Here is a 25626-nt window from a genome sequence, read left to right as displayed (position 1 = left end):
TGCTGTGTGCGCGGCCGGGACCTGTTTGCCTCGTTAGGATGGGGGAGTGAATCCGACCTTTAGCCTTCGTCCTGCCCGCACCAGCGATGTGGCGGCTATCAAGAGGCTTGTGGCCCCCTTGGCCGAGGAGCGGATCCTCATGGCCAAGGAGACTGTGGCGTACTACGAGAGCCTCCAGGAATTTCGGATTGCTGAATCCGACGATGGCGAAGTGATCGGCTGCGGGGCCCTGCACGTCATGTGGGAAGACTTGGCGGAAATCCGCACCCTTGCCGCAGCCGACTCCTGGCGCGGGCGCGGAGTGGGTCACGTCCTTGTGGAGAACCTTCTGGAAGAGGCGCGAGCCCTGGGCGTGAGCCGCGTGTTCTGCCTGACGTTCGAGGTGGACTTCTTCAAGCGTCACGGATTCGAAGTCATGGCTGACCAGTCCGTGGTTGATCCGCAGGTGTACTCGGAGCTGCTGCGCTCGCATGACGAAGGCGTTGCCGAGTTCCTTGACCTTGCCCGCGTAAAGCCCAACACCCTGGGCAACACGCGCATGATCAAGCAGCTCTAACACCCGCCGCAGCACTCTTGCGGTTTAATTTCCGCCACCAAGGCCAAGTGGCTCAGGCCTGCCCGATTATGCGTGATTTATTTTCCCTTCTCTTATATCCACTTGATGGATAAACTGATGGTGGCTTGCTGGGGAAGCTTCCACCACATCGGTCAATTGAGAGAAGATCATGCAGTCCCACGCGTCCTTTTCAGATGTTTCAGAACTCCAACTCAGCGTGCACGGCCCCGTGTTCACGCCTGCCGATCCGGGGTTCGCTCCCGAAGTAGCGGCTTTCAACCTCTCTACACAGCACCAACCTGATCTTGCCTTCGGCGCCCTCGATGCTGAGGACGTTTCCGCGGCTGTTCGCTGGGCGGCTGAGCGCGGTATGCCCGTCTCCGTCCAGTCCACCGGTCACGGCGCCACCAATGCCATTGAGGGCGGCCTGCTCATCAGCACCCGCCGGATGCTGGAGCTGAGCATTGACCCCATCGAGAAAACTGCCCGCGTTGGTGCGGGCGTCCGTTGGAAGGCCGTGGTGGATCTCGCCGCGACCTTCGGTTTGATGGGCCTCTGCGGTTCCACTACCGACGTTGGGGTGGTGGGCTACACCCTGGGCGGCGGCCTGCCCATCCTGGGCCGCAAATATGGTTTCGCCTCAGATCACGTCATTGCCTTTGAACTCGTCACCGCCGACGGCACGCAGCGCCGGGTGACCAAAGACGAGAACCCGGAGTTGTTCTACCTTCTCCGTGGCGGCAAAGGAAACCTTGGCATCGTCACGGCCATGGAATTCCATCTCTTCCCGGCGGACGATCTTTACGCCGGCGGGTTGTACTTCGACGGCGGATATGCGCCTGAGGTCCTGCGGGCATTCCGGGAGTGGGTGCCTTCGCTGCCGGTGGAGGCATCAGCGTCCATGGCGTTCCTGCGCCTCCCGGAGATGGAAATGATTCCGGAGCCACTGCGTGGAAAGTTCGTCATCCATCTCCGCTACGCCTATCAAGGTGATCCGGCAACCGCCTCGGAAGTCCTGGAGCCAATGCGCACTTGCGCACCCTTTATGATGGACGCCACCGGGCCTTTGAGCCCCACCCAATTCGACACCATTCACCAGGACCCGGACCAGCCGGTGCCTGTGCGGGAGCATGGCTTCCTGCTGGATCGTCTGGACGAACAAACCGAAGATGCCCTGTTGCGGCACTTTGGTCCCGGGGTGGACAGTCCTGTGTTGTTGGCGGAACTGCGGCTCCTAGGCGGCGCCCTGGCAAAGAGTGCGGACGGAGAAGACATTGTGGGTGGCCGTGACGCAGCGTTCAGCTTCTTTATGGGAGCCATTGCTGTCCCGCCGGTCCTGGACATCCTGCCAACAGTCTTTAACTCGGTTCATGAAGACCTTCGTCCGGCTGCCAATGCGGGGACGTTCGTGAATCTGCACGGCCACTTTGTGGATGCTGAGGACAGGGAAAGGCCGTGGCTGCCCGGTGCACGCGAACGGCTCAGGAAGGCGAAAGCGGAGCTGGATCCGAAGAATATGTTCAGCTTCGGTCACGTTGTAGGGCTTCCGGTCATCGATCAGACGGTGCTGCTGCAGGACGTTGTCTCTACCGGCGGCGACGCCGTCCTGAATAGCTAAGGGGGATGCGAACAATGGACCCCAGGGTCACGTTCCCCGATTTCTCCGCATTCCAGATCGATATGCCTTACGGATCATGGCCCCACGAAACCTCTTGGCAGGACGCGGGCCACTCGAACCCTGATCTGTACTCCGCCTTCTGGCCCGAGTATCAGGCCGGAAGTAAACCCGAGGCGGTGACAACCCAAGCGGCCGAGGATTAGCGGACCGAAAAGCAGCATCACCGGAAGGGATAGTCATTGGGGGCTGTCCCTTCCGGTCATTAAGAGGGTGGTCCTAGCGCTATTTATGCACAACCGGCGCTTCAGGCCTACCGTGCCAACAGCCCCCGGTAGTAGGGTCAGAGCACCAGCCACAGCACGCCCAGGAGCATCACATGAAAAAGCTCATTAATGATCCACGCGCCGTGGTGGACGAGTCCGTTGAAGGTTTCGGCATGGCCCATGCCGACATCGTGGACGTCCATCCCGACCCCAAATACGTCGTCCGGAAAGGCGCTCCCGTAGCGGGCAAAGTAGCCCTGGTCTCCGGTGGCGGCAGTGGTCACGAGCCCCTGCACGCGGGCTTCGTAGGCCTCGGCATGTTGGACGCCGCGGTCCCCGGCGCAGTTTTCACCTCGCCCACACCCGACCAAATCATCCCGGCAACCGTCGCCGTGGACTCAGGCGCCGGCGTCGTCCATATTGTGAAGAACTACACCGGCGATGTCCTGAATTTCGAAACGGCCGCCGAAATGGCGCAGGCTGAAGGCGTACGTGTCCGTTCAGTGTTGGTCAACGACGACGTCGCGGTGGAAGACTCGCTGTACACGGCTGGCAGGCGCGGGGTTGGTGGAACGGTCCTGGTGGAGAAAATCGCCGGCGCATCCGCCCAGCGAGGCGACGACCTTGACGCTGTCACCGCCATCGCTGAGCGCGTAGTGGCCAATGTGCGGACCATGGGTGTTGCCCTGTCCGGCTGCACGGTTCCGCACGCTGGTACGCCGAGTTTTGAACTCGCGGAGAATGAGATTGAGATCGGCATCGGCATTCATGGCGAACCTGGACGGCACAAGATTGCGATGGAAAGTGCTGACGCCATCACGGACCGCCTCCTGGAGCCTGTGCTGGAGGACCTGGCCCTCGCGTCAGGCGAGAAGGTACTGCTCTTCGTCAATGGCATGGGCGGCACCCCGCAGAGCGAGTTGTACATCGTGTACCGACGCGCTGCCCAAGTTCTGGCCGAGCGCGGCGCCACCGTGGAGCGCTCGCTGGTGGGGAACTACGTGACCTCCCTGGAGATGCAAGGGTGCTCAGTGTCCGTGCTGCGCCTCGATGACGAGCTGACCAGGCTGTGGGACGCGCCCGTCCACACTGCAGCCCTGCGGTGGGGAGCCTGAGCATGGGTTTGGACGTTCAGTGGGCGCTGGAATGGTTGAAACTCTCCGCTAAAGCCATGGACGAACATCGGGTTGAGCTCATTGAGCTGGACCGGGCGATCGGCGACTCGGACCACGGCGAGAACATGGACCGGGGATTCCAAGCTGTGCTGCAGAAGCTCGACGAGACCTCGCCCGAGACTCCCGGAGCGGCGTTGAAGGCTGCAGCGATGGCGCTCATGTCCAAGGTGGGCGGAGCTGCCGGACCGCTTTACGGCACGGCGTATCTGCGGGCAGCAACCTCCCTGGGGGACGCGAACGACATTGAAGCGGAGGCGTTAGCCGCAGCCCTCGTGGCCGCCCGTGATGGCGTGGTGGCCCGGGGCAAAGCCGAGCTCGGCGACAAGACAATGATCGACGCCTGGACGCCGGCGGTTGAAGCTGCCCAAAAGGCGGCCGCGAGCGGTGCAAGCGTGCTGGCGGTTCTGGAAGCGGCTGCGGACGCTGCCGAAACCGGGGCCGTGGCCACCGATCCTTTGGTGGCACGCAAGGGGCGGGCCAGCTACCTGGGGGAGCGCAGTGAAGGCCATCGCGACCCCGGCGCCGCTTCCACCGCGCTGCTCCTCCGCGCGGCCGCAGCAGCTGCCGCCGGTTCCACTGGCGATACAGGAACCGACGCCGTATGACCGTGGGGATTGTGGTGGTGTCGCACAGCAGCAAGATTGCTGAGGGTGCGGTGGAACTCGCCGCGCAGATGGCACCCGACGTCGAACTCGCCGCCGCCGGGGGAACTGACGACGATCGAATCGGAACCAGCCTGGAGAAGGTGCTGGCCGCCGTCGAGCAGTCCCTGGTTGATTCCGGGGGCGACGGCGTGGTGGTGCTGACCGATCTTGGTTCTGCTGTGATGACAGCCGAGTCAGCGGTGGAGTTCGCCAGCGATCCCGATGCTGTCCTCCTCGCCGATGCGCCGCTGGTTGAGGGGCTCGTTGCTGCGGCCGTCGCCGCTCAGGGAGGTGCCGGCGTCGAGGATGTCCGCAAAGCAGCCGAAGCTGTGGCGTTCGGCAACACGCCCGCAGGTGATGCGGGCCCGGAGGCCCCTGATGTCAAGGATGAGCCGGATGCAAGCGGTGAATTCGAGCTCATCAATCCCTTGGGAATGCATGCCAGGCCGGCGGCTAAAATCGCCGGCGGGCTGTCCGGGCTGGATGTGGAGGTGACGGTCAACGGCGTTGATGGCATGTCCATCATGGCGCTCATGGCATTGGCCGCCGGCAAGGGTTCCACCCTGCGCGTTGAAGCGATCGGCAAGGACGCCTCGAAGGCCGTGGAGTACGTGGGGCGGCTTGTGGAGGAAGGGTTTGGAGAACTCTAGGTTCTGACAATTTTCTCCGAAATATTGCTAAGTACACTGATTAGTGATGTTGTAGAGGTACAGGTTCACTACAAGGAAGAGGTACGAAACATGGGTGCTGACGACAAGATGGAGAACGCTGGCGAGAAGCTGGGCGGCAAGGCTAAGGAAGCTGCCGGAAAGCTGACGGACAACGAGCGTCTGGAAGCCGAAGGCAAGGGCGACCAGACGAAAGCCGACCTCAAAGGTGCCGGCGAGAAGCTGAAAGATGCCTTCAAGAAGGATTAAGAATCCAGGCAGGGCCGCTGCAATTGCAGCGGCCCTGCCTTGTTTCTGAGGCGGTTGTTGTGTGAGACGTCGCTTGGCGGCGCCCTATCTTATGGAGGATCTTGGTGAACATACTGGTAAAAGTGTTTGGCCTGGCAATTGGCCTTGGAGCTGGCACGCTCGCAAACAAAACGCTCGAAGGCCTCTGGGAGAAGAAGACCGGCAAACCTGCCCCCAAAGACAGCACGGACCTCAACGATTCACTACCGGGCGTGCTTGTGTTCGCCGTTGTTTCCGCAGGCGTGGGCGCAATAGTTCACGTTCTCACCCAGCGCGGCACCAAGAGTGCCATTGCCCGCATGAAGAAAACTGCTGACGAGGTTTAACACATGGCTATAGCTAAATACCCGAGTGTGGTTATCGATTGTCCTGATGCCGGCGCCTTGGCCGCCTTTTACGGCGAGCTCTTCGGCTGGGAAGTGGAGGACAAAGGTGACTGGTTTGATATCCGACCCAGCGACGGCAGCAACTGCATCTCCTTCCAACAAGTGGAGGTGTACCAGGCGCCCAAATGGCCCGGCCAGACCATCCCGCAGCAAATGCACCTGGACATGATCGTGGAGGATTTGGACAAGGGCGAGGAAGTTGCCCTGTCCCTTGGTGCGAGCAAGGCTGACCACCAGCCAGGAGAAACGTTCAGGGTGCTCCTTGACCCGGCCGGGCATCCATTCTGCCTCTGCCTCACGTAACGGAAGCCCGCCGGGCATGGCCTCTTAGTGAGTTCAGCCCTGCTGGGCGGCCCACTCATCAACGCGGCGGTTGCTCTCTTCCTCCGAGATATCCTCAACCCGCGTCATGATGGACCAGCGCACGCCGAACGGATCGCGAATGCTCGCGTAACGGTCACCTGAGACGAACGTGGACAGCGGCTCGCGGATAGTTGCCCCAGCATGTTCGGCCTTCTTGACCAGTCCGTCCGCGTCCTGGCAATACAGGCCGAGGGAGTAGCAATCGTCCTCGCCGCTTGGCGCCGGCACCAGATGGTATTCCGGGTTGGGCTCGCCGAGTTGAAGGTGGCCGTTGCCGAAGTCGAGTTCGGCGTGGACAACCACCCCTCCCATCTCGGTCTCGCCCACAACCCTGGCCCCGAACACATCACGGTAGAACGCAATGGCTTCCTTGGCGTTGGGCACCGAGAGGAACGGCGTCAGGCTTGTCAGGCCGATCGGGATGCCATGTGTGGTGTGCTCGCCGTGGGCTGCTGTGATGGACTCTGTGCTTGTGGTATCTGTCATGGTTATGACGCTACGGGCACCTTGCCCTGTTGCGCTTGGAGATTTGCGACAGCTTTGATCCTCAGTGGAGAGGCTCCAATGGAAGGTTCGTTCAAGGGCATCCTGTATCCGGCGCGACTGCCCACCTTCCATCGCATCCCGGCTCCGGCTTCTGTGTCCCATTTGGTGCAGTGGTTCTGGATTCCGGAGTGGGACATCGAACCCGGCCGGTCATCACGGCAACATGTGATCGCCTACCCCACATCCAACCTGGTGGTGCAAGGCGATGCGGTGGAGTTCTCCGGGCCAACCACCCGCGCCGCCTACCGCGACCTGACAGGCCAGGGCTGGGCCGTGGGCGCACTACTCCGGCCCGCAGCAGTGCCGCTTTTCACCGACAACCCCGCCGCTCTCCGCGATCAGGAAGTGGTGCTGGACTTCGCCCACCTTCAGAAGGCAGTGTCGGCAGCCATGACGGCCACTTCAGGTGGCAACACGCACGACGGCGGCGCTCGCCGAGAGCGGGCAGTGGAAGCCTTTGTTGCGTGGCTGGTTTCGCTGGAGTGCGTTGCTGACGAGGAAGCCCTGCTCGCGAACCGGATGGTGGATGTGATCGCATCCGAGCCCGATGTGTTCTTGATTGAGGATGTGGCGTCCCGTCTTGCCGTATCGCCCAGAACCCTGCAAAGAATCGCTGCAAAGTACGTCGGGTTGAGCCCTTCCGCCCTCATACGGCGCCGCAGATTGCAGGATGCCGCCGAGCTTGCCCGGTCCAACCCAACAGCGGACCTTGCGGCGATCGCCGTCGAACTTGGCTACGCAGATCATGCGCACCTAACGAACGACTTCCGTAAGTACCTGGGTTTCACGCCAAGTGGTTACCGGAAGGCTGTTGGGGGACCACCGGGATAGTGTTTGCCCGAACCCGGCTCGCTCATGGTGACTAGGAGGCGGTTCACGTGGCAGCTGCAGGCGCTGTACACGTTGCGGGAAGGACGAAGACGACTCCGGCGGTTCGAGGCTCATCATCGACGCAGGCGCATAGCCAGCACTACCGCTGCCGCAAACCTGCTCCGTCCAGCGTCAGGCCAGCCGAAATGACCCGCCCACACTGCTCACCGTAAGGGTACTCACCTCGGGGAGTGAAGGTCAGGGTACGCGTCGGCAACGCGACACCGGCCCGGGAAAAGCCAGTCACGGTTGCCTCAAGAGGACTTTCGGACAGCGCGGGGAGCTCCATAAACCCGTGAAGCGTCCCGTCAGGCGAGGATGTCGCAGAGCACACGCCATCGGGCGTGCAGCCCTGGTCCACGGAGGTTGCCCCGGGGTTCAGCATGAGGTCCTTCTCCGTGCAGATGCCATCCTGGCAGGCCTTCAATCGAAGCGAAGCGACGTCCGGGGCATAGTCCGCCGCCACGGTCAGGGATACGCCGGCAACGTGCCCGATCGCCGGACAACCCACGGGTTCGGCGAGGCAGCCGGGAAGCAATGCTGCGGTCCCGGCAAGGGTCAACGCCAATCCAATTCTGCCCATGCTTCAGGGTAGGCCTGCACTCAGTGGGTGTCGCGGGAATGCCGCTGGCGCAGGGCAAACGGCGCCTGCATTGTTATGGATCCTGGAAGCCTGTTGCCCAACCGATACCGCACCCGGCCAAAGCTACGCCGGAAGCCGCAGACCGCCGTCGTGCATTTCCGCCAAACCGTCCATCAAGAGACCCTCCAAGGCGCGCTCGAGTTGCTCGGGCGCGGAGTTGAGCCGGTGCAGTGCGGCGAGCGGGATTCCGACGCCGGACGGCGCGAACCCGAGATCCGCCGGTGCTTGCTGGAACATTTCGCGGGGCACCGGGGTGGCCGCCTCGCGGAGGACGGCCATCACGGCACCGCGCACCTGGCGGTCCGTGCCGTGCCAGGACTGCCCCTTTGGAGTGTACGACGGCGGCGGCTCGCCGGCGGCGAGCCAGGCGCAACTGGAACGGACCGGGCATTCAGCGCACTTGGGACTGCGGGCGGTGCACACCATGGCGCCGAGTTCCATGACCGAAGCGTTCCAGTGCACGGACAACTCCTGGTCCTCGGGCATGAGGGCCGCGGCCAGCCGCATCTCCGCAGCGGTCAAGGCCGGCGCCGGGAGCGCGCTGCCGGAGATGAGCCGCGCGTGGACGCGCCGGATGTTGGTGTCCACCACTGTTTCGCGCCGGCCGAACGCAAAAGCCGCGACGGCGGCCGCCGTGTAGTTGCCTACACCCGGCAAGTCCAGGAGCTCGTCAAAAGTGTCAGGAACCTTGCCGCCGTGCTGATCACGGATTGCGACGGCGGCCGCGTGCAGCCGCAGAGCCCGGCGTGGATAACCGAGCCGCCCCCAATGGCGGACGGCTGCGCCCGACGGTTCGTCGGCAAGGTGGGCGGGTGTGGGCCAGCGTTCCATCCAGTCGAGCCAGACCGGCAGCACGCGGACAACGGGTGTTTGCTGAAGCATCACTTCGCTAACCAGGATGCCCCACGCGCTGCAATCCGGCTCGCGCCACGGGAGGTCGCGGGCCGCCTCAGCGAACCACTGATCAAGGGCTTGGTGGAGGCCTGCCAGCTGGCCTGAATCGGGAAGTGTCATGCTGCCATCCACTGTAGTGGAATCCGGAGGCATGGCGGTCCGGGAGAGCCCATGGCCGACGTCACACAGGCCGGCATGAGGCTCTTTCGGCGTGGAGGTTAGGTCCCAATGCGGCTGCGAGCCTAGCCTAGAACCATGGCCAACAAGGGTAAGCAGACGCCGACCGCGCGCACATCAGCGGCGGCGAAGGGCGCTTCCCCCAGCGCAAAGCGACGGCCGAGCCCTGCCGTGTACCGGCGCCGTCGGCAAGTGTTTTTCGGCGCCCTGCTGCTGGTTATCGTAGTGGTAATCGGCGGCGTCGTGGCCCTCGCCGGCGCGCTCTCCGGAAATCCGGAGCCGCAGGCCGTCAGCACGTCCCAGGCATCAACGGCGCCGACGCCGGGAAGTACACCGACGGGCACAGCGGCGGCATCGCCGTCGCCCACACCCGTGTGCGACTTGAACTTGATGACTGTGGCCGCCAAGACCGATAAGCCCGCTTACGGTCCGGAGGAAAAGCCGCTGCTGACTATGACCATCACCAATGGCGGCACGGCCCCGTGTGAGGTCAACGTGGGCACCTCCCAAATGGAGTACCTGCTGATGAGCGGCTCGGACCGGATCTTCTCCTCCAAGGACTGTCAGACGGGCGGCGAGGATCTCATCAAGACCATCCAGCCCGGCAAGAGCGAGACGGCGAACTTCCCGTGGCAGCGCAACCGGACGCTGGAAGGCTGTGCCAGCATCGCGGCCACGCCGGGCGCGGGCGGCGCCTACTACACGTTCGAAGCCCGCCTGGGGAACAAGGCGAGCCCCAAGGTCGCCTTCCAGCTGAACTAGTTCTCGTCCGAAACAGGGCCCGACGGCGGCCGTCGCCTTTAGAGGAACCGGTCCAGCAGGCTCGCTTCGGCCATGCGGCTCAATCCTTCGCGGACTGTGCGGGCTCGCTGATCGCCGATTCCGTCCACGGTCATGAGGTCGTCAATAGTGGCAGCCATGAGGTTCTGGAGTCCGCCGAAGTAGTCCACCAAACGGTCGGCCACTGCCTTGGGAACGGACTTGAGGCCGGACAGGAGGCGGTACCCGCGCGGCTGAACCACGGCGTCCAGCTGCTCTACTCCGCCGGCGAAGCCAATGATGTGGGCAATGCGGCTGAGGTCGATCAATTCTGTGGGGCCAAGGTTGAGGAGTGCCTGGACGGCTTCCTCGATCTGCTCAGGAGTGGCGTCGGGATCGGAGTAGTCGCGGATGATGACTTCGCTCCCCGGGCCGCGGCCTACGGTGAGTTCTTCCACCTGGAGGGAGAGCAGTCGGCCGTCTTCACCGAGTTCCAGCACGTACTGGGCGATTTCCTCGGAGATACGGCGGACCATTTCCTGGCGCTGCAGGGTGACCGCAACGTCCCTGACCGTGACCAGTGCTTCGATCTCCAGGGCCGAAAGTGAGCTGGTGACCTGGTCCAGTCTGGCGCTGTACCGCTCCAAGGTTGCCAGGGCCTGGTTGGCGCGGGCGAGGACCTTTTCGGAGCCTTCCAGGACGTGGCGCAAACCGTTCACGTAGAGGGCGATGATTTGCATGGATTGGCTGACGGAAATAACGGGAACGCCGGTCTGGATGGCTACACGTTCTGCGGTGCGGTGCCTGGTGCCTGATTCCTGGGTTTCGATGCTGGAATCGGGAACCAGTTGGACGGCGGCCCGGACAATGTTGCTGGCATCCTTGTCACAGATGATGGCGCCGTCCATCTTGGCCAGTTCGCGCAGACGTGTTGGGGAGAAATCGATGCCGATGTCGAATCCGCCGGAACAGATGGAGTCGATGGTGCGGTCGTAGCCCAGCACGATCAACGCACCAGTCCGTCCACGAAGAATGCGTTCAAGGCCGTCACGCAGCGGAGTTCCGGGTGCGACTCTGGCAAGGGTCGCCTTGAGCGACTCTTCCGGGCTCCGGGCCATAGGGTTTCCCTTCGAAGGTGCAAGCCATGGCTCACAGACAAGCTGAATCCGGCGTCAGCGAGCACTACCAAAAATGCCCACATGACGACAAGCACAATGATAGGGCTTCCGGACACCGTTAACCGCACCAGCAAGCCCCAAAGTGGGTCATTTCGTGATGTTCGGTGCTGCCTCGAAAGTGGTTTGGCTGCCGATTGATGAAACCCTATTTCCGTCAACCGGCCGCCCACCGCGCTAGCGCTGGCCGCGGCCAAGGCCTGTCAGCAAGGCAGTGCCTGCCTCCCGCCACAGTCCTTGGTTGCCCGGCAAGGAGGTACTTTCTTCCAGATATTTAATCCAATCGCCGTATTCGCTGATGTCCCGCGCGCTGGCCGCAGCTACGGCATCGCATGCGAATCCCACTGCCGTGCTCCCATCGTCCAAGGTGATGGACCCCAGCAGCATGGGTTCGGGCAAGTCAGCGAGGAAAGACCCCAGGGCGGACTCGGACAGCAACCACCGCTCTGCAACCAGCCCGGTTCCCTGTTCAGATCGAACCACGCCAGGCTTAGGGGGTGTGGTTTCCAGCGCCACCATGCGGTACCTCGCCGCAGTGACTACCCGGCCATCCCAGAAAGCTCCACGCCGCTCAAGTTCCGCCGCCAACGGCTGGCCCTTCCGGTGGGCGCCCACCACCACAAGAGGTACGACGACGGCGCCCGCGGCAACCGGCCAGGGAACCTTTGGCGCGGCGTCGCTGGCAGCGGCAGCTCCGGCAGCGAACAGTCCCGGCTTCTCCGGGGTGAGCTCGATCCGCCGTGCAATGTCCGCGGCCACGCCGTCCTCGAAAGTTCGGGCCACCACAGTGAGACCGAACTGGGAGACGCTCCCTGACTCCCCGGTTTCAGCGGTGTCAGTGACAGTCCCGGCCGGCACTGCCACAGCGCTGAGGTCGAAAAGGTTGCAGAAATTGGTATACGTACCCATCCGGGAATTGACCCCCACGGGATCGGCCGCGACCTCTGCCAGCGTCGGATGGAAAGGTGCGGTTGGCACGATCAGGGCATCGAAGCCCTCCAGTCGCAGCATGGCCTCACGGCGGAGCTTCTCCAGGGCCCCGGTGTCAGTCACGTACTTGTGCGCAGGGACCTTGCCCGCGGCTGTGATGATCCCGGCCACTGTGGGGTCGAGCGTGGCGGAAACCCCTCCGTCCTGCACCGTGTCAACAAAGCTGCCGACGGCGGCATAGCGTTCGGCCACCAATCCGCCGTCGTACAGCAGCCGTGCAGCCTCAAGGAAGACGTCCAGCTCGATGGCTTCGGCCACCACGCCCGTGGAGCGCAGCCGTTCGATCTGTGCCTTGAACTCGAGCGCCCACGCGTCCGGGAGGGCAGGCAGGGCAGCGGGGTAGGCCACCCGCGGTGTGGCCGGCGCAGCGAGTTTGACGTCCGCGGGCCAGCTGCGCCCCTCACCGGCCATGATGCCCATGGCGAGCTCGGCCGTGGCGAGGTCGCGCGCGAAAATCGTGGCGGTGTCCCAGGAACGGCACGCCGGAACTACGCCGTCGGTGGACACCACGCCCAGGGTTGGTTTGATCCCCACAATTCCTTGCAGCGCCGCGGGAATCCGGCCCGAACCGGCGGTGTCCGTCCCGATGGCAAGGTCCACCAGGCCCAAGGCCACTGCCACGGCAGAACCCGAACTCGAACCGCCGGAAATCCTCTCAGGACGCCGCGAATCGCGCACAGCTCCATACGGGCTGCGGGTACCCACCAGTCCCGTGGCGAACTGGTCCAGGTTGGTAGCTCCCAGCACCAACGCCCCCGCAGCGCGGAGCCTCGCAACCGGCACCGCATCCCGGGCGGGCACCTCGCCAAAACCGGGGCACGCCGCCGTCGTCATCACACCGGCAACGTCCACGTTGTTCTTCACGGCGAGCAGGAGACCCGCAAGCGGCAGGTCCTCCCCGGCGGCAGTCGCGGCGTCGATCCTTGCCGCCTCTGCGAGCAGTTCATCCCGCCCGCGGAGGTGGACCCAGATTTCAGGGCGGTCGACGGCGTCAATCGCCTCAAGCGCGGCAAGGACGCGTTCCGCAGTGGTGACTTTGGGGCTGATCATAGTGCGCTTCCTTCCAGCACAAGTGCCGGTTCCCGGACATCCACAGGCTCAAGCACCACCAAAGCCTCGCCTGCTACCACCTGCGCGCCGGCCGTGGGCAGGACTCGTTGGACCACACCATCCACCGGAGCCTGGATGACCGTCTCCATCTTCATGGCCTCCAGGGAAACCAACGACTGGCCGGCTACCACCACGTCGCCGGGTTCCACGTCCACTTTCCACACACTCGCGGCGAACGGGGACGTGACCAAGGTGCCGCCGTCGGGAATCACCACATCGTCCGCCGGCGGGGCCAGGGAAACAGCCTGCTCTGCGCGATCGAACTCGCCGGCTTCCTCCCACGCCTGACGTTCAACGGCGAATGCGGCCGCCTGTGTTTCACGGAACTCCGCAATGGAGACGCTGTTGCGTTCCAGGAATTCCTCATGTTCGGCCAGCGAGAAGGTTCCGTCCTCAATCTCCACCCCACGGCCCCTGCCGGCAGCCATATCCGCCCGAAGATCCAGGAGTTCCTCAGGGCTGACGGGGTACCAGGAAATGCGGTCGAAGAACCGGAGCAGCCACGGGGAGCCCGGCTCAAAGGGCGCAGCGTCCGCATAGCGCGACCAGACTTGCGTGGTCCGTCCAACAAACTGGTAACCGCCGGGACCCTCCATGCCGTAAATGCACATGTAGGCACCGCCAATGCCCACGGCGTTTTCCGGGGTCCACGTGCGGGCGGGGTTGTATTTGGTGGTGACCAGCCGGTGCCGCGGATCCAAGGGCGTTGCCACCGGAGCTCCGAGGTATACGTCGCCCAGCCCCAACACCAGATACTCGGCGTTGAAGACGGTATCAAAAACGTCGTTCACGGAGTCCAAGCCATTGATACGGCGGATGAACTCGATGTTCCACGGGCACCAGGGGGCGTCGTCGCGGACACCGGCCATGTAACGCTCAATGGCTTCACGGGTTGCGGGATCATCCCAAGACAACGGGAGCCGGACGCTGCGGCTGGGCACCACCAGCTCCGAACTAGCAGGCAGTGAAGCATCCACCTCGCGCACAAGGCCCAGCAGTTTGGACGTGGGCAGGAGGGACGGATCGGCCTTGATCTGCAAGGACCGGATGCCCGGAGTCAGATCCACGATGCCCGGGACACCAAGGCGTTCGAGTTCCTGGTGCAGGGCGTGGACCCGTGCGCGGAGGCCAAGGTCCAGCACCATATCCCCGTATTCCACCAGAAGATTGTCATCACCTGAGCGGCGGAAGGTGACCGCAGGCCGGCCCTCGCCTTCGGGCACCCGGCCCAGCACGCCGTCGTCGCCGTCTCCGCGCAGCACCCCGGCTGCGCTGCTGCTGAAGTCCGTTCCGCCCGGGAGTATCAGCTGCCGTGCAGCGCCGAGTTCCTTGACGGACGGTGCATCAACCGATCGGATCGGCGCGAAACGGACCTTGTCGCCGGGCCGCAACTGCCCCAACTTCCAGCGCTCGCCGGTCACCACGGTGACGGGGCAGACAAAACCGCCAAGGCTGGGACCATCCGGGCCCAGCAGGATGGGGGTGTCGCCGGTGAAGTCCAGGGCGCCTACCGAGTAGGCGGTGTCGTGAATATTGGAGGGGTGCAGTCCGGCCTCGCCGCCATCATTGCGCGCCCAGCGCGGTTTGGGCCCGATCAGGCGGACGCCGGTGCGGGCGGAGTTGAAGTGAACCTCATATTCGGCGGAATAGAGCTCCTCTATGTCTTCGCGTTGGAAGAATTCCGGTGCGCCATGGGGCCCTTCCACCACCTTCAGCTCCCATTCGGAAGTGAGCACCGGGCGGCTCTCGGCCGGGACCGCGCCGGGGACCGTTTCAGGCAGGTGACCGGTGACCGTTCGGAGCACATCGCTGGCCCGCAGCACACGGCCGCCGTGGCCGCCGAACTGGCCCAAGGTGAAGGTGGACGCGCTGCCAAGGTACTGGGGAACATCCAGCCCGCCTTCAAACAGGATGTAACCCCGCAGCCCGGAACCGTCAGCCGAGCCGACATCCAACAGGCCGTTCCCGGGGACGGTGATGGGCTCCCAAGTGTTAGCCGCGACGCCGTTGACGGTGACGGCGACGTCAGCGCCGGTGACGCACACCGTGGTGGCGTGGGTGAACCGAAGCGCCGGCCCGGCCATGGTGAACTCCAACCCGGGCGCGCCCTCGGGGTTACCCAGGGCGGTGTTGCCCAGCCGGAACGACAAGTCATCCATGGGACCACTGGGCGGCACGCCGATCTGCCACAGTCCGGTCCTGCCCGGCCAGTCCTGCACGCTGGTTTGGAGGCCCGGCCGTTCAACGGTGATCCGCGGTTCGGGATCACCTACGGAGTCCAGGGTTCCGGTGGAATGTTCTGCAGCTCGGACCACGTCCATCCCGGCCACGGCACGCAGCATGCCCAGGTTCGTCTCAATGCCATCAATGCGGGTCTCTGCCAGCGCAGCGGCCAGGGCGTCGAAGGCGGCGTCGCGGGTGGTACCGGACGTGATGACCTTGCCCAGCAGGGGATCGTAGCTGGTGGAGACTTCGCTGCCGGTTTCCACCCAGGCGTCAATGCGTACGACGTCGGAGGCCGGGTACTGCGCGTTGGTGACGGTTCCGGCGCTGGGCTGGAAATTGCGGGCAGGGTCTTCTGCGTAGATGCGGGCTTCCACGGCATGTCCTGAGACGGGCACGCTGTCCGGCACGCCATCAAGCACGGGCTCCTGCTGGGCCAGATTCAGCATCCACTCCACCAGGTCCACGCCGGTGATGGCTTCGGTGACGGGGTGCTCAACTTGCAGCCGGGCGTTGACTTCCAGGAAGGATGCTTCCTGGCGGACGGGGTCGTAGACGAACTCCACTGTGCCTGCAGAGCGGTAGCCCACGGAGGCGCAGAGTGCGCGGGAGCTCCGGTGTAGTTCCTCCCGCAAAGCGTCCGGGAGATCCGGCGCGGGCGCTTCTTCGAGTACTTTCTGGTGGCGTCGTTGCAGCGAGCAGTCACGGTCACCGAGGCTTACGACGCGGCCCTCACCGTCGCCGAATACCTGGACTTCCACGTGGCGGGCGTGCTCGATGTACCTCTCAGCGAAGACCCCGGCGGTCCCGAAGCTGGAGCTGGCCAAGCGGGCCACCCGGGAGTAATTGCTGCGGAGGTCCGCTTCGTCGCGGCACACTGCCATGCCGATTCCGCCGCCACCGCCGGTTGCTTTGAGCATGAGCGGGTAGCCGATGGTTTCCGCTGCTGCCACGGCCTCGTCCACGTCTTCCAGCAGGCCGGATCCCGCGATCATGGGAACCCCGGCGCGCTGGGCTGCATCCCGCGCGGTGTGCTTGGTCCCGAAGATTCGGAGCTGTTGGGGGGTAGGCCCCACAAAGACGAGCCCTGCTGCCTCCACAGCTTCGGCGAAAGCAGCATCTTCGGACAAGAATCCGTAGCCGGGGTGAATGGCGCCGGCACCGGTGGCAGCCGCCGCACTGAGGATGGCTTCAACCTTCAGGTAGGACTCCTTGGCCGGTGCTGGTCCCAACAGGACGGCCTCATCTGCGAGCTTCACATGCTTGGCGCCACGGTCAGCCTCGGAGAAAACGGCGACAGTGCGCAGCCCCGCCTTGCGTGCCGACTCGATGATCCGGCAGGCGATCTCTCCGCGGTTGGCAATGAGGAGGGTGTCGAAACGGGTCATGCGCGGGCCTCCGGACGTGTGACGATCATGCGCACCGGCGTGGGGTTGAAACCGTTGCAAGGGTTGTTGATTTGAGGGCAGTTGGACACCAGCACCAGGGTGTCCACCTCGGCGCGGAGTGCCACCCGCTTACCCGGTGCGGACAACCCGTCCACGATGCCCAGGGCACCATCCGGGTCCACCGGCACGTTCATGAACCAGTTGATGTTGGACACCAGGTCCTTCTTGCCCAGGTCCCACTTGGCGCCTTCAATGAGGAAGTTCTCCACGCAGGCGTGCTGTTCATGGGTGTGCTGCCCGTAGCGGAGGGTGTTGGATTCCTGCGAGCAGGCGCCGCCGATGGTGTCGTGGATGCCCACTTCATCGGCCACCACGGTCATGAGTTCCTGGCCGCTGTCCGAACGGAGAACCGAGCCGGTGGTGAGGAAGATCGAGCCCTGGCTGGCGATTGTCATGGCGGCGGAGTATCGCGTGCCGGTGTCATGTGCTGCGTAGAGGATGCAATCCACGGCCTGATTACCGTCCAGGTCCACGATGGTGAGCACGTCGCCGGCAGCCACTACGGCCGACCATGGGCCGCGGGCTTCCACCAGCTCGTCCAGTACCACTTTCCCCGCTATGAGCGCGGGGCTGATTTCTGCGATGGCGTTCATGCGGAAGTCCTTGCGTTGTAGTCGAGTTCAGTGTTGTGGAGGGCAAGACGCCCTTCCGGGCCAAGGTCAACAGTGGAGGTTCCGTCCACCAGGGCTGTGAGGTCCTGCGGCGCACGCCACGCGACGATGTCCACAGCGCTGCCTGTGAACTCCGGGCGTGGGTCCAGCGGGTGGGCGGTATTGGTCAGTACCAGCACCGCGTCCATGTGGAGGAGAAGTTCGACGACGGCCCCGGCGCCGGCGCTGCCGGCAAACTGCGTGCGGCCATTCCGGTCCACGGTGACGCCCTTGAAGAACGACAACGACGGCGGTAGTTGCCTTTGGCTGACTCCGTGCTTCATGCCGCCGAGGGTGAGGAGTTCGCGGCCTGCCGGTGACGGACTGTGGGCTGATCCGGCACCGTACTTGGCGGTGTTACCGGCCAGGCTGGTGGTGCCGGTGAGGGCATCGTGCTTGCCGGAGGAATCAGCCACCACGGTTGCCATCAGACGGCCGGCGTCGGAGAGAAGCGGGTGGCCCGTGGTTATGTAGGCCTGCCAAGGGACTTTTACGGTGTCCGCAACGTTGAGCCGCTCATGCTGGGCACCGCTTCGGAGGACGACAGCGTGAACGCAAGCATCGCCGTCGAGGTCCGTGAGCCTCAAGCGCGTCCCGCGGGCCAGTTCCATATGGGTGTAGCGGCCGAAGGCGAGGGTCTCCGCCCAGGTCAGCGAGTCCTTCGCCTCGGCAGGGAGGTTTTCGATCAGGCGGGCCGGGGCAGAAGCTGGCGGGACGTGGATCATGGTTTCGGCCGTGCGCCCGTGCTGGGCTCGTGCGTGCAGCTTGGCGCCGGCTGTTGTGGCGGTGCCTTCAGGGGTCTGTGTTTCAAGAGTCTGTGTCATGGCAATCATTTCTGTGCTTGAACTGTCTGTGCTTGAACGTGAAGTGGTCTGATGTTGGGCGGGTCAGCCCGCGTTGGCGGATTCCGCGGCCAGCGCCGCCTTGTCCTCCCGAACCCGGATGTTCCGCCGGACCCAGATACCCAGGAGCAGGACGGCGCCCACCATGATGGGGGCGGAGTAGAGCAGGATCCCGTGTTCACCGGAGGGGTCATACACTTCGGGGCGGGGCCAGGACAGGTTGATGACCATCAGTGCGCCATACATGACGGCGAGGATGTTGACCGGTAAGCCCCAACGGCCCAGGGAGAAGAGCCCGGCCGGCATGGTCTGACCCACCCGGTTCCAATCGCCGCGGAAACGGCTGAGCAGCTGCGGAACCGTGACCATCAGGTACGCCAGGTACACCATCACGATGCACACACTGCAAAGGGTGGTGAAGAGGGCGGAGTTGCCGATGTTGATGGCAAGGATGCCCACCGCCAGGGCGCCAATCGCGATGGAGGGCCACATGGGGGTTCCACGCTGCGGGTGGACCGTGGAGAGCAGGGCCGAGGCGGGCAGTTTGCCATCGCGGGCCATGGAGAAGACCAGCCGCGAACCCGCCGTTTGGATGGCCAAAGTGCACACGAAGATGGCGATGGCCACGTCAACCAGCAGCACTTTGCCCCAGAACGTACCCAGCACGGCAGTGAGCACGTAGGGCAGTCCCTCGGTGGCGAGCCGGCCGTCGTCCAGACTTGGCGCTGCCATCAGCGCGGCGATGATCATGAGTCCGCCGCCAATACCGGAGATGATCAGTGCTGAAAGGATGGTGCGCGGGGCCGTCTTGCGGGGGTTCTTGGTTTCCTCCGAGAGCTCCCCTGCGGAGTTGAAGCCCACCATGACGTACGCGGCCATCAACCCGGACACCAGGAAGGCGCCGACGGCGCCCAGGTCCGAGGTTGTAACAACACTGACGTCCGCCACTACCTCCGGGCCACGCTGGGCGGCCGAGAACAGGGCAAGGATGACGGCGGCGACGCCCACGATCTCGCAGGTGACGCCGATGGAGTTGACGTGAGACATGAGCTTCACGCCCAGGCAATTAATCACGGTAGTAACCACCAGGAGTATGGCGCCAAGGATGACGGCGTTCGCCGCACCCGTGGTGGAGGTCAGAGAGGGGTCGCCGCCCACCAACTGGAAGCCATCCCACAACTGGGGGAGGACCACCTGGAGTGCGATGGCTGCTGCGGCAGCAGTGATGACCTGGGCGATGGACATGAACCAGCCGGCGAACCAGCCCACCACTTCGCCGCCCATGCGGCGCGACCACTGATAGACGGCGCCGGACAACGGGTACCGGGCGGCGAGCTCTGCAAAGTTCAATGCCACAAGGAGCTGGCCCATCAGCACCACCGGCCACGTCCAGAAGAAAGCAGGACCGGCGAAGGAGTAGCCAAAGGCGAAGAGCTGGAAGATGGTGGTCAGGATGGAGACGAACGAAAAACCTGCGGCGAACGATGCGTAGCGGCCCAGCTTGCGGTGCAGGGTGGGCTGGTAGCCGAGTGCTGTCAGGTCTGCATCATCAGTGCGGCCGGCCGCCGTCGAAAGGGTGGAAGTCATCGGTTTCTCCGTGTCTGGAACGGGATGTGGAACCAGCCCGGAGAGGCTTATGATCACCCGTCCGGAATATCGGTCACTTGATAGTTTTCCAGCACGGTGTCCCCGCAGCGTTTCGCAGATGTAAAGCCTGGGTTACCGCGTGTTTCCGGGGCGTAAATGAAAACTCACCACCACGGGAGGCGGCCGTGAACGGGAACTTTGGGGTTGGCGCGGTGCAAGAATGAAGGGTGACTACAGCCGGACCGGGACGCCCCCGTAAGCAGCAGGCGGTGCGCCCTGGGGCCACCGCCCGCGAAGAGATACTGGATGCGGCAGCCGAGCTTTTCACGGGCCAGGGGTTCGCGAACACCTCCACCCGGGCAATCGCCGATGCCGTGGGAATACGGCAATCGTCGCTCTATCACCACTTCTCCACCAAGGACGAAATCCTGGGTGAGCTGCTCGGCGGGACGGTGTCCACCAGCCTGGCGTTTGCCCGGGCTGTGCGGGATCATTCCGACGACGCCGGCCTGGCTGCGGCACGGTTGCACGCGGTGGTGTCGTTTGACGGTTCACAGCTGTGCAGTTCGCGCTGGAACCTGGGGGTGCTCTACCACCTCCCGGAAGCCAGGGCAGAGATCTTCCGACCCTTCATGGCAGCCCGCAAGGAACTCAGGACTATCTACGGCGAGTTGGGGCGGGAACTGGCGGCCATCTGTGACGCCGACCCGGGCCTGGGAGACACCGCGTTCCGGCTGGTGGAGTCCTTGATCAACCTCCGCGCGGACGGGCTGATCGCAAAAGATTCGGCATCCACCACCGCCGATACCGTGTTGACGCTGGCCGGGCTGAGGCGCGATCTCCCGGCAGTGAGGGCTGCAGGCAAGGAGCTCATCCTCCGCTTTGGAGGGGTTGCCTTGCGGGCGCCAGCCGAATCTCTCGCCGGCTAAGTCGTTCTTGGTGCCACATCCAGAGGAACGGGAGCGTCTCCCTCCTTGACTCCGTTTCTTGCGACGTAAGTACTGCGTTCATCACTGATGCCCGTCCTGTCATAGACGTACAGCGTTACTTCGTCGAAGAGATCGGCAAGGGGGTCGTTGAATAGGGCCACGGCATTGGCATTGCACGTGCTGGCTGTCGTCGCGCCAGCTACATAGAGGCCGTCGATCGCCTCCGGAGGTGTAAACCGTCCGCCAAGATGGGAGCCCGTGCCCGCAAACGCTTGCTCGCGACCACCCCACCAGCGTTCGCGGGCCTGCGCTTTAGCAGTCTCGCGGCTCACTTCTACGTCGACGACAGTGAGATGGCTATAGTCGCCGGTCAGGAGCCATTTGAGGTAGCGGTCTTTGAGGTTTGGCCACGAAAAAGTGCCCTCAATGGCAACGTTCACGCCGTCTTCAATCGATCGCCGCAAAACCGCGTTCGCTAGATCGGCAGATTCCGTGTGGACAAGCGAGGCCAACTCATTGGGCAATAGCGCGCGCCCGTCCGGCAGCTGAAGATCGAGGAGATCGTCAAATATGCCGTCGGTGCAAGCAGTTTCAAGAAGATGCTCCTTGATGACATCCGGGTCGATGACCCGATATCCCGTAAGCCCAAGCTTTTTCACCTCGGTTGACTTCCCGGCGCCGGGTGGACCAGCAGTGATGAGAGCCGCAGACCCATCCTTACCAAGGTCTGCGGCGTCTGATGTGTAGCTCTCGATCAGCTCAGAATGGAATTTACGGCGCAACTTATCCCGTGCGTCATAAAAGACCGCTGTTGATCGGTGGGAGTCCTTATGAAGAAAGGACCCAAGCTGTGACAGACGAATCAACTCGCGCTCGGTGCGCAACCGCGCGTCCATTGCCGTCATCCAGGTCCCCCTTGGTAGTGTCCGCGGAGGACCTGCGAACATGCTCCAAGAGGTAGTCGAAGTCGTCGTCACTCAGCAGGCCTCTGTGAAGCGCATCTGTGACTTGCTCCCAAGAGCCTGAGGTTCGAACGCTCAGCGGATTTTCCGGCTGAGCATCCTGCGCGAAACTGTAGTTCCAGCTTACAAGCTCGGTCAGCATGGACGCGTGATCCAACTGGCCAGCAGCGTGCCGCAGGATCACCTCACGAGGAGACCTGGCGATCGCGGCAGGCACTGCCTCAACACGCCGCAGTATTCTGGAAACTTCTGCCTGCGAAATCCCGGCATCGTTGGCTATTGCCGTCTGGGAGGCGCCGTCCTTGTGCGCTGCCATCACCGCGCGAATGTGATCCAAGCGCGCCAGTTCCTTCTGCGCGTAGGCGATCTGAAGAGGCCTCAGGGTCGTCGGCATGATTGGGTTTCTCCTTCCGCCGAAGGCTATACCAAATGTATAGCTGTACCTCAGTCTTGTCCTGCGGCTGCGCACTGTCAACACGAGCTACGTCACTTTGCTCGTCCCGGGAGCGGAGTCTTGCCTCGGTTGTTTAGTAATCCACCTGACGCTTCATCTTGTTCCCCAGCCATAGCATCGCCAGGCTCACCACCAGGAAGCCGACGGAAATAGCGAGGGCAAACACCACCACGCCGCCCCAACCGCCGGCCCGGGCAGGGTCAATGAACCAGTACGGGTACCAGTTGACCAAAGCCCCGCGAATGAGGCTGTAAACCAGGTAGCCAACAGGGTAGAGCAGCCAATACCAAATGTGCTTGGGGCGCAGGGTGGCGCGCGGCGGTTGAAACAGCCAGTCCGCAACCATCACCACTGGCATCAGGTAGTGCACCACAAAGTTGACCCACGGAAGCAGCGAGCCGAGGTCCTCACCCGCCAATAGCGCACCAAAGACGAGCCCCACCACGGCCATGGCGATGGTGGCCGTGCCGCGCGTAACATCGTCCGCCTCGGTAGGCCGTTTCCGGACCAACACCCGGTACCCACTGATCAGGAGCACCAACGCAGCGAAGATATTGGACAGGTTGGTGAAGTAGCTGAAGAAGTTCCACAGGTCATAGCCCAGGCCAAGATGAACCGTCAGCTGTGTTCCCACCGCCACCAACGTCAGAAGGCCAAAGAAAAAGCGTCCCCCGATAAGCACATTCCGTTTGGTCATGCCTCTCATCCTCGCTGACTGCACACCCTGAACCGCCCCGACACCCCGGGGCAGGATCAGGTGATCAGCAGTTCCAGGGCCTCGGCCAAGTGGCCCACTTCGCGCACCGAGAAGCCCTCCGGGATTACACCTGCACCCGCAGGGCTCGCCGGGACAATGGCGTGCGTGAAGCCGAGCCGGTGGGCTTCCTGGATGCGCTGGTTGATCCCCGGCACGGGGCGCACCTCGCCCGCCAAGCCAACCTCGCCGAAAGCAATGAGTCGTTGGGGGAGTGCCTTGCGGGACTTGGCCGAAGCTACGGCCAAAGCAACAGCCAGGTCCGTGGCCGGTTCGGTCAGCTTCACGCCGCCCACGGTCGCCACATAGGAATCGTCCTTGTGCAACTTGCAGCCGGCACGCTGCTGAAGAACGGCCAGCAGCATGGCCACCCGGGAGCTCTCCAGCCCGCTGGTAGCACGGCGGGGTTGCGAGTTGGGACTCTCGGCAAGGAGCGACTGCACCTCTGCAAGCAGCGGCCTGCGACCCTCCATGGTCACAGTGATGCAGGTGCCCGAAACGGGCTCACGGGTCCGTGAAACGAACAAACCGCTGGGATCAGCCAACCCCTCGATGCCCGTTTCGTTGAGGTCGAAGCATCCGACGTCGTCCGTGGCACCGTAGCGGTTCTTCACGGCGCGGAGCAGGCGCAGACGGGAGTGGCGCTCGCCTTCGAACTGGCACACCACGTCTACCAGGTGTTCCAACAAACGCGGGCCGGCGATGGTGCCTTCCTTGGTCACGTGGCCCACCAGCAGCGTGGTCATGTTGCGTCGCTTGGCCGCAGAGATGATGGACGCCGCCACCTCACGAATCTGGGACACACCGCCCGCGCTGCCCTCCACGTCCGCGCTGCTTAGCGTCTGAACGGAGTCCACAATCAGCAACTTGGGTTCAAGCTTCTCCACCTGGCCCAGTGCCTGGCCAAGATCTGTTTCAGCCGAAAGATAAAGGGTGTGGGCCACGGCGTCGATCCGCTCGGCCCGCAACTTCACCTGCGCCGCCGACTCCTCGCCCGTGATGTACAGGACATCCTGTCCCGTGCGCGCGAATTTCGCAGCTACATCCAGCAGCAGCGTGGACTTCCCGACGCCGGGTTCCCCAGCCAGCAGGATGACGGCACCGGGGACCAACCCTCCTCCCAGGACGCGGTCCAACTCGTCCACTCCCGTGGGCAGGAACGCCGCGGTGGTCCCATCCACCTCAGCGATCCGGCGGGCCGGCTCCAAAACTGTTGCGGCCGCCGTCGTACGCGCTACCGTGGCGCCGTACTCCTCCACGGTTCCCCAGGCCTGGCACTCACCGCAGCGGCCCACCCACTTGATGGCGGTCCAGCCGCATTCGGCGCATTTGTAAGCGGGTGTCTTGGAAGCGCGGGAGGTCTTGGAAGCCATGGGTTCCAGCGTAGTGGCGGGGACTGACAGTATTAGCCACCGGGTGGACGCTACAGCGCCGGGAGCACCGCCCGGGCCTCGTCCGGTTCCATGCCGCTCGCCTCCAGCAGATCAACCATGAGTGGCCGGAACAGCATCACCACGGTTTCTCCCTCGAGCCTTTGCACGTCCAGCATCTTGGGATGCAGGCGCGCCGCAATGTCTGAAAGTTCGTTCCGGGCCCGGCGCAGATGCACCCGCCGTGTGCCCTCGCTCTGCTCCGACAACCCAATGGTCATCTCGTCGATCGCCGCGGCAGTTTCCTGAAGGACTTCGGAGATGCTCTCGATCGCTTCGTCGGACAACGCGGCATGGTTGATTGCGCTGGTGAGGCGCCGGGCAAACACCCGGCTGTTACGCAACGCCAGGTCGATGTACTCCAGGGAGTGCTCCAAGTCGGCAAGCTCATCGCGGTGCCTCCGATGTGCCGGTGCCAGTGTGGCGACCTCACCGGAAGCCCGCAGAGTCTGCCGCATCCGATCCACCAAAGGCTGGCAGTTCCGGCCACGGATCAGGGCATGCCAGGCCTGGGTGGAATCGCTGTCGATCATGGCCTTGGCACACTCACGCAGCACCTCCGAAAGCTCATGCAGGATCTTCTGGACATCCTTACGGGGCTCCCGGCGCGGGTCCTTCGGCACCAGGAATGTCACCAGCAGCGCAAAAACGCCACCCACCACGGCATCCAGGCTTCGGGTAAACGGCCCACCTGCCGGCGCCGGCAGCAGGACCACCAGCAACGACTGCAAGCCCAGTTGGGTAGTGAAGATGGTGCCGCTGTCCAGGAACCTGGCCAGCAGGATGGAAAAAAGAAGCACGACGGCGGCCTGCCAGATCCCAGCGCCCAGCCAGTGAAGCAGCAGGTCACCAACCACGATGCCCAGCGTGCAGCCAAGACCCACCTCGATCACCCGGCGCAGGCGTGGATCGCGGGAGAAACCGAGGGCAATCAAGGATGAAGTAGCGGCAAACAAAGGACCCTGGTGGCCCAGCACGTACTCAGCGAAAGCGTAGGCACCCACGGCGCACACCGTCATCTGAATGGCCGGCGTCAACGAATTCCGGCTGCGAACCAATCCGGTCCTGACTCTTGCGCGCAGGAACCTCTTGCTTGCAGTAAATCCCTTTGCGGCAGCCATGCCTCCAAGTGTATTTGGCCAACCCCTCCCAACTACCTCAAGCCAGGTACCCCTCAAGGTGGCACGCGCCACATAACCCAATGGTCCGCCGTCGTTCATCT

At 63.7% G+C, this 25626-nt stretch carries 25 protein-coding genes; 11 read left to right on the top strand and 14 right to left on the bottom strand.

Annotated features, from left to right (window positions below; translation table 11 throughout):
* Positions 1–46: 46 nt before the first annotated feature.
* From EU811_RS03715 to EU811_RS03675, 8 genes are all read left to right on the top strand, one after another.
* On the top strand, positions 47–556 hold the full coding sequence (locus EU811_RS03715) for an amino-acid N-acetyltransferase (protein WP_142937170.1): 510 nt from the start codon (positions 47–49) through the stop codon (positions 554–556).
* A gap of 169 nt (positions 557–725) precedes the next feature.
* Positions 726–2174 (top strand): FAD-binding oxidoreductase, encoded by a 1449-nt coding sequence (locus EU811_RS03710; protein ID WP_142937169.1) that lies wholly within the window; start codon positions 726–728, stop codon positions 2172–2174.
* A 376-nt stretch (positions 2175–2550) separates the two neighbouring features.
* Positions 2551–3552 (top strand): dihydroxyacetone kinase subunit DhaK, encoded by a 1002-nt coding sequence (gene dhaK / locus EU811_RS03700; protein WP_142937167.1) that lies wholly within the window; start codon positions 2551–2553, stop codon positions 3550–3552.
* A gap of 2 nt (positions 3553–3554) precedes the next feature.
* The gene (gene dhaL, locus EU811_RS03695) at positions 3555–4217 is read left to right on the top strand and encodes a dihydroxyacetone kinase subunit DhaL (protein WP_142937166.1); all 663 of its coding nucleotides are present in this window, start codon (positions 3555–3557) and stop codon (positions 4215–4217) included.
* A complete protein-coding gene (gene dhaM, locus EU811_RS03690; protein WP_142937165.1) occupies positions 4214–4906 on the top strand; it encodes a dihydroxyacetone kinase phosphoryl donor subunit DhaM in 693 nt (230 codons plus the stop codon). The genes dhaL and dhaM overlap by 4 nt, the downstream gene beginning before the upstream one ends.
* Positions 4907–4996: 90 nt before the next feature.
* Entirely contained in the window at positions 4997–5173 is a 177-nt protein-coding gene (locus EU811_RS03685) for a CsbD family protein (RefSeq protein WP_035760998.1), read from the top strand.
* Between the two features lie 104 nt (positions 5174–5277).
* Positions 5278–5538 carry a DUF4235 domain-containing protein gene (locus EU811_RS03680; protein ID WP_142937164.1) on the top strand — a complete coding sequence of 87 codons (261 nt, stop codon included), beginning with the start codon at positions 5278–5280 and terminating at the stop codon, positions 5536–5538.
* Between the two features lie 3 nt (positions 5539–5541).
* On the top strand, positions 5542–5901 hold the full coding sequence (locus tag EU811_RS03675; protein ID WP_142937163.1) for a VOC family protein: 360 nt from the start codon (positions 5542–5544) through the stop codon (positions 5899–5901).
* Positions 5902–5934: 33 nt separating this feature from the next.
* On the opposite strand, the gene EU811_RS03670 is transcribed toward EU811_RS03675, so the two are convergent.
* The gene (locus EU811_RS03670) at positions 5935–6447 is read right to left on the bottom strand and encodes a VOC family protein (protein WP_142937162.1); all 513 of its coding nucleotides are present in this window, start codon (positions 6445–6447) and stop codon (positions 5935–5937) included.
* Positions 6448–6525: 78 nt separating this feature from the next.
* On the opposite strand from EU811_RS03670, the gene EU811_RS03665 reads away from it, so the two are divergent.
* The gene (locus tag EU811_RS03665; protein ID WP_142937161.1) at positions 6526–7338 is read left to right on the top strand and encodes a helix-turn-helix transcriptional regulator; all 813 of its coding nucleotides are present in this window, start codon (positions 6526–6528) and stop codon (positions 7336–7338) included.
* A 139-nt stretch (positions 7339–7477) separates the two neighbouring features.
* Here EU811_RS03665 and EU811_RS03660 read toward each other — a convergent pair whose 3' ends face one another.
* Positions 7478–7960, bottom strand: coding sequence for a hypothetical protein (locus EU811_RS03660; RefSeq protein ID WP_142937160.1), 483 nt, complete (start codon positions 7958–7960; stop codon positions 7478–7480).
* Between the two features lie 123 nt (positions 7961–8083).
* Complete coding sequence (locus EU811_RS03655; RefSeq protein ID WP_142937159.1) at positions 8084–9034, bottom strand: A/G-specific adenine glycosylase; 951 nt, start codon at positions 9032–9034, stop codon at positions 8084–8086.
* A 135-nt stretch (positions 9035–9169) separates the two neighbouring features.
* Between EU811_RS03655 and EU811_RS03650 the strand changes: the two genes are divergently transcribed.
* Positions 9170–9853 carry a hypothetical protein gene (locus EU811_RS03650; RefSeq protein WP_142937158.1) on the top strand — a complete coding sequence of 228 codons (684 nt, stop codon included), beginning with the start codon at positions 9170–9172 and terminating at the stop codon, positions 9851–9853.
* Positions 9854–9891: 38 nt separating this feature from the next.
* Here EU811_RS03650 and disA read toward each other — a convergent pair whose 3' ends face one another.
* The 6 genes from disA to EU811_RS03620 form a co-directional block, all read right to left on the bottom strand.
* Positions 9892–10968 (bottom strand): DNA integrity scanning diadenylate cyclase DisA, encoded by a 1077-nt coding sequence (disA, locus tag EU811_RS03645; RefSeq protein WP_011772955.1) that lies wholly within the window; start codon positions 10966–10968, stop codon positions 9892–9894.
* 234 nt (positions 10969–11202) lie between these two features.
* A complete protein-coding gene (gene atzF / locus EU811_RS03640; protein WP_142937157.1) occupies positions 11203–13065 on the bottom strand; it encodes an allophanate hydrolase in 1863 nt (620 codons plus the stop codon).
* Positions 13062–16736 carry an urea carboxylase gene (gene uca / locus EU811_RS03635; protein WP_142937156.1) on the bottom strand — a complete coding sequence of 1225 codons (3675 nt, stop codon included), beginning with the start codon at positions 16734–16736 and terminating at the stop codon, positions 13062–13064. The genes atzF and uca overlap by 4 nt, the downstream gene beginning before the upstream one ends.
* Positions 16733–17389 (bottom strand): urea amidolyase associated protein UAAP2, encoded by a 657-nt coding sequence (locus EU811_RS03630; protein ID WP_142937155.1) that lies wholly within the window; start codon positions 17387–17389, stop codon positions 16733–16735. The genes uca and EU811_RS03630 overlap by 4 nt, the downstream gene beginning before the upstream one ends.
* Positions 17386–18279: an urea amidolyase associated protein UAAP1 gene (locus EU811_RS03625; protein ID WP_142937154.1), complete on the bottom strand. Its 894-nt coding sequence runs from the start codon at positions 18277–18279 to the stop codon at positions 17386–17388. Before EU811_RS03625 ends, EU811_RS03630 begins: the two co-directional genes overlap by 4 nt.
* Before the next feature lie 54 nt (positions 18280–18333).
* Positions 18334–19875: an amino acid permease gene (locus EU811_RS03620; protein WP_142937153.1), complete on the bottom strand. Its 1542-nt coding sequence runs from the start codon at positions 19873–19875 to the stop codon at positions 18334–18336.
* Positions 19876–20102: 227 nt separating this feature from the next.
* Between EU811_RS03620 and EU811_RS03615 the strand changes: the two genes are divergently transcribed.
* A complete protein-coding gene (locus EU811_RS03615) occupies positions 20103–20804 on the top strand; it encodes a TetR/AcrR family transcriptional regulator (RefSeq protein WP_142937152.1) in 702 nt (233 codons plus the stop codon).
* On the opposite strand, the gene EU811_RS03610 is transcribed toward EU811_RS03615, so the two are convergent.
* The 5 genes from EU811_RS03610 to EU811_RS03590 form a co-directional block, all read right to left on the bottom strand.
* Positions 20801–21709 (bottom strand): zeta toxin family protein, encoded by a 909-nt coding sequence (locus EU811_RS03610; protein WP_160147618.1) that lies wholly within the window; start codon positions 21707–21709, stop codon positions 20801–20803. The two genes, EU811_RS03615 and EU811_RS03610, sit on opposite strands and share 4 nt — an antisense overlap.
* Positions 21633–22160 carry a hypothetical protein gene (locus tag EU811_RS03605; protein ID WP_142937150.1) on the bottom strand — a complete coding sequence of 176 codons (528 nt, stop codon included), beginning with the start codon at positions 22158–22160 and terminating at the stop codon, positions 21633–21635. Before EU811_RS03605 ends, EU811_RS03610 begins: the two co-directional genes overlap by 77 nt.
* A gap of 133 nt (positions 22161–22293) precedes the next feature.
* Positions 22294–22917, bottom strand: coding sequence for a Pr6Pr family membrane protein (locus EU811_RS03600; RefSeq protein ID WP_142937149.1), 624 nt, complete (start codon positions 22915–22917; stop codon positions 22294–22296).
* A 56-nt stretch (positions 22918–22973) separates the two neighbouring features.
* Positions 22974–24347 (bottom strand): DNA repair protein RadA, encoded by a 1374-nt coding sequence (gene radA, locus EU811_RS03595; protein ID WP_142937148.1) that lies wholly within the window; start codon positions 24345–24347, stop codon positions 22974–22976.
* Between the two features lie 50 nt (positions 24348–24397).
* The gene (locus tag EU811_RS03590; RefSeq protein WP_142937147.1) at positions 24398–25525 is read right to left on the bottom strand and encodes an FUSC family protein; all 1128 of its coding nucleotides are present in this window, start codon (positions 25523–25525) and stop codon (positions 24398–24400) included.
* Positions 25526–25626: the final 101 nt, after the last annotated feature.

The sequence above is a fragment of the Arthrobacter sp. TS-15 genome, from assembly GCF_006964045.1.
GTDB lineage: Bacteria > Actinomycetota > Actinomycetes > Actinomycetales > Micrococcaceae > Arthrobacter.
Note: the sequence above shows the minus strand (reverse complement) of the source record. Positions and strands in the feature narration are given on the sequence as shown.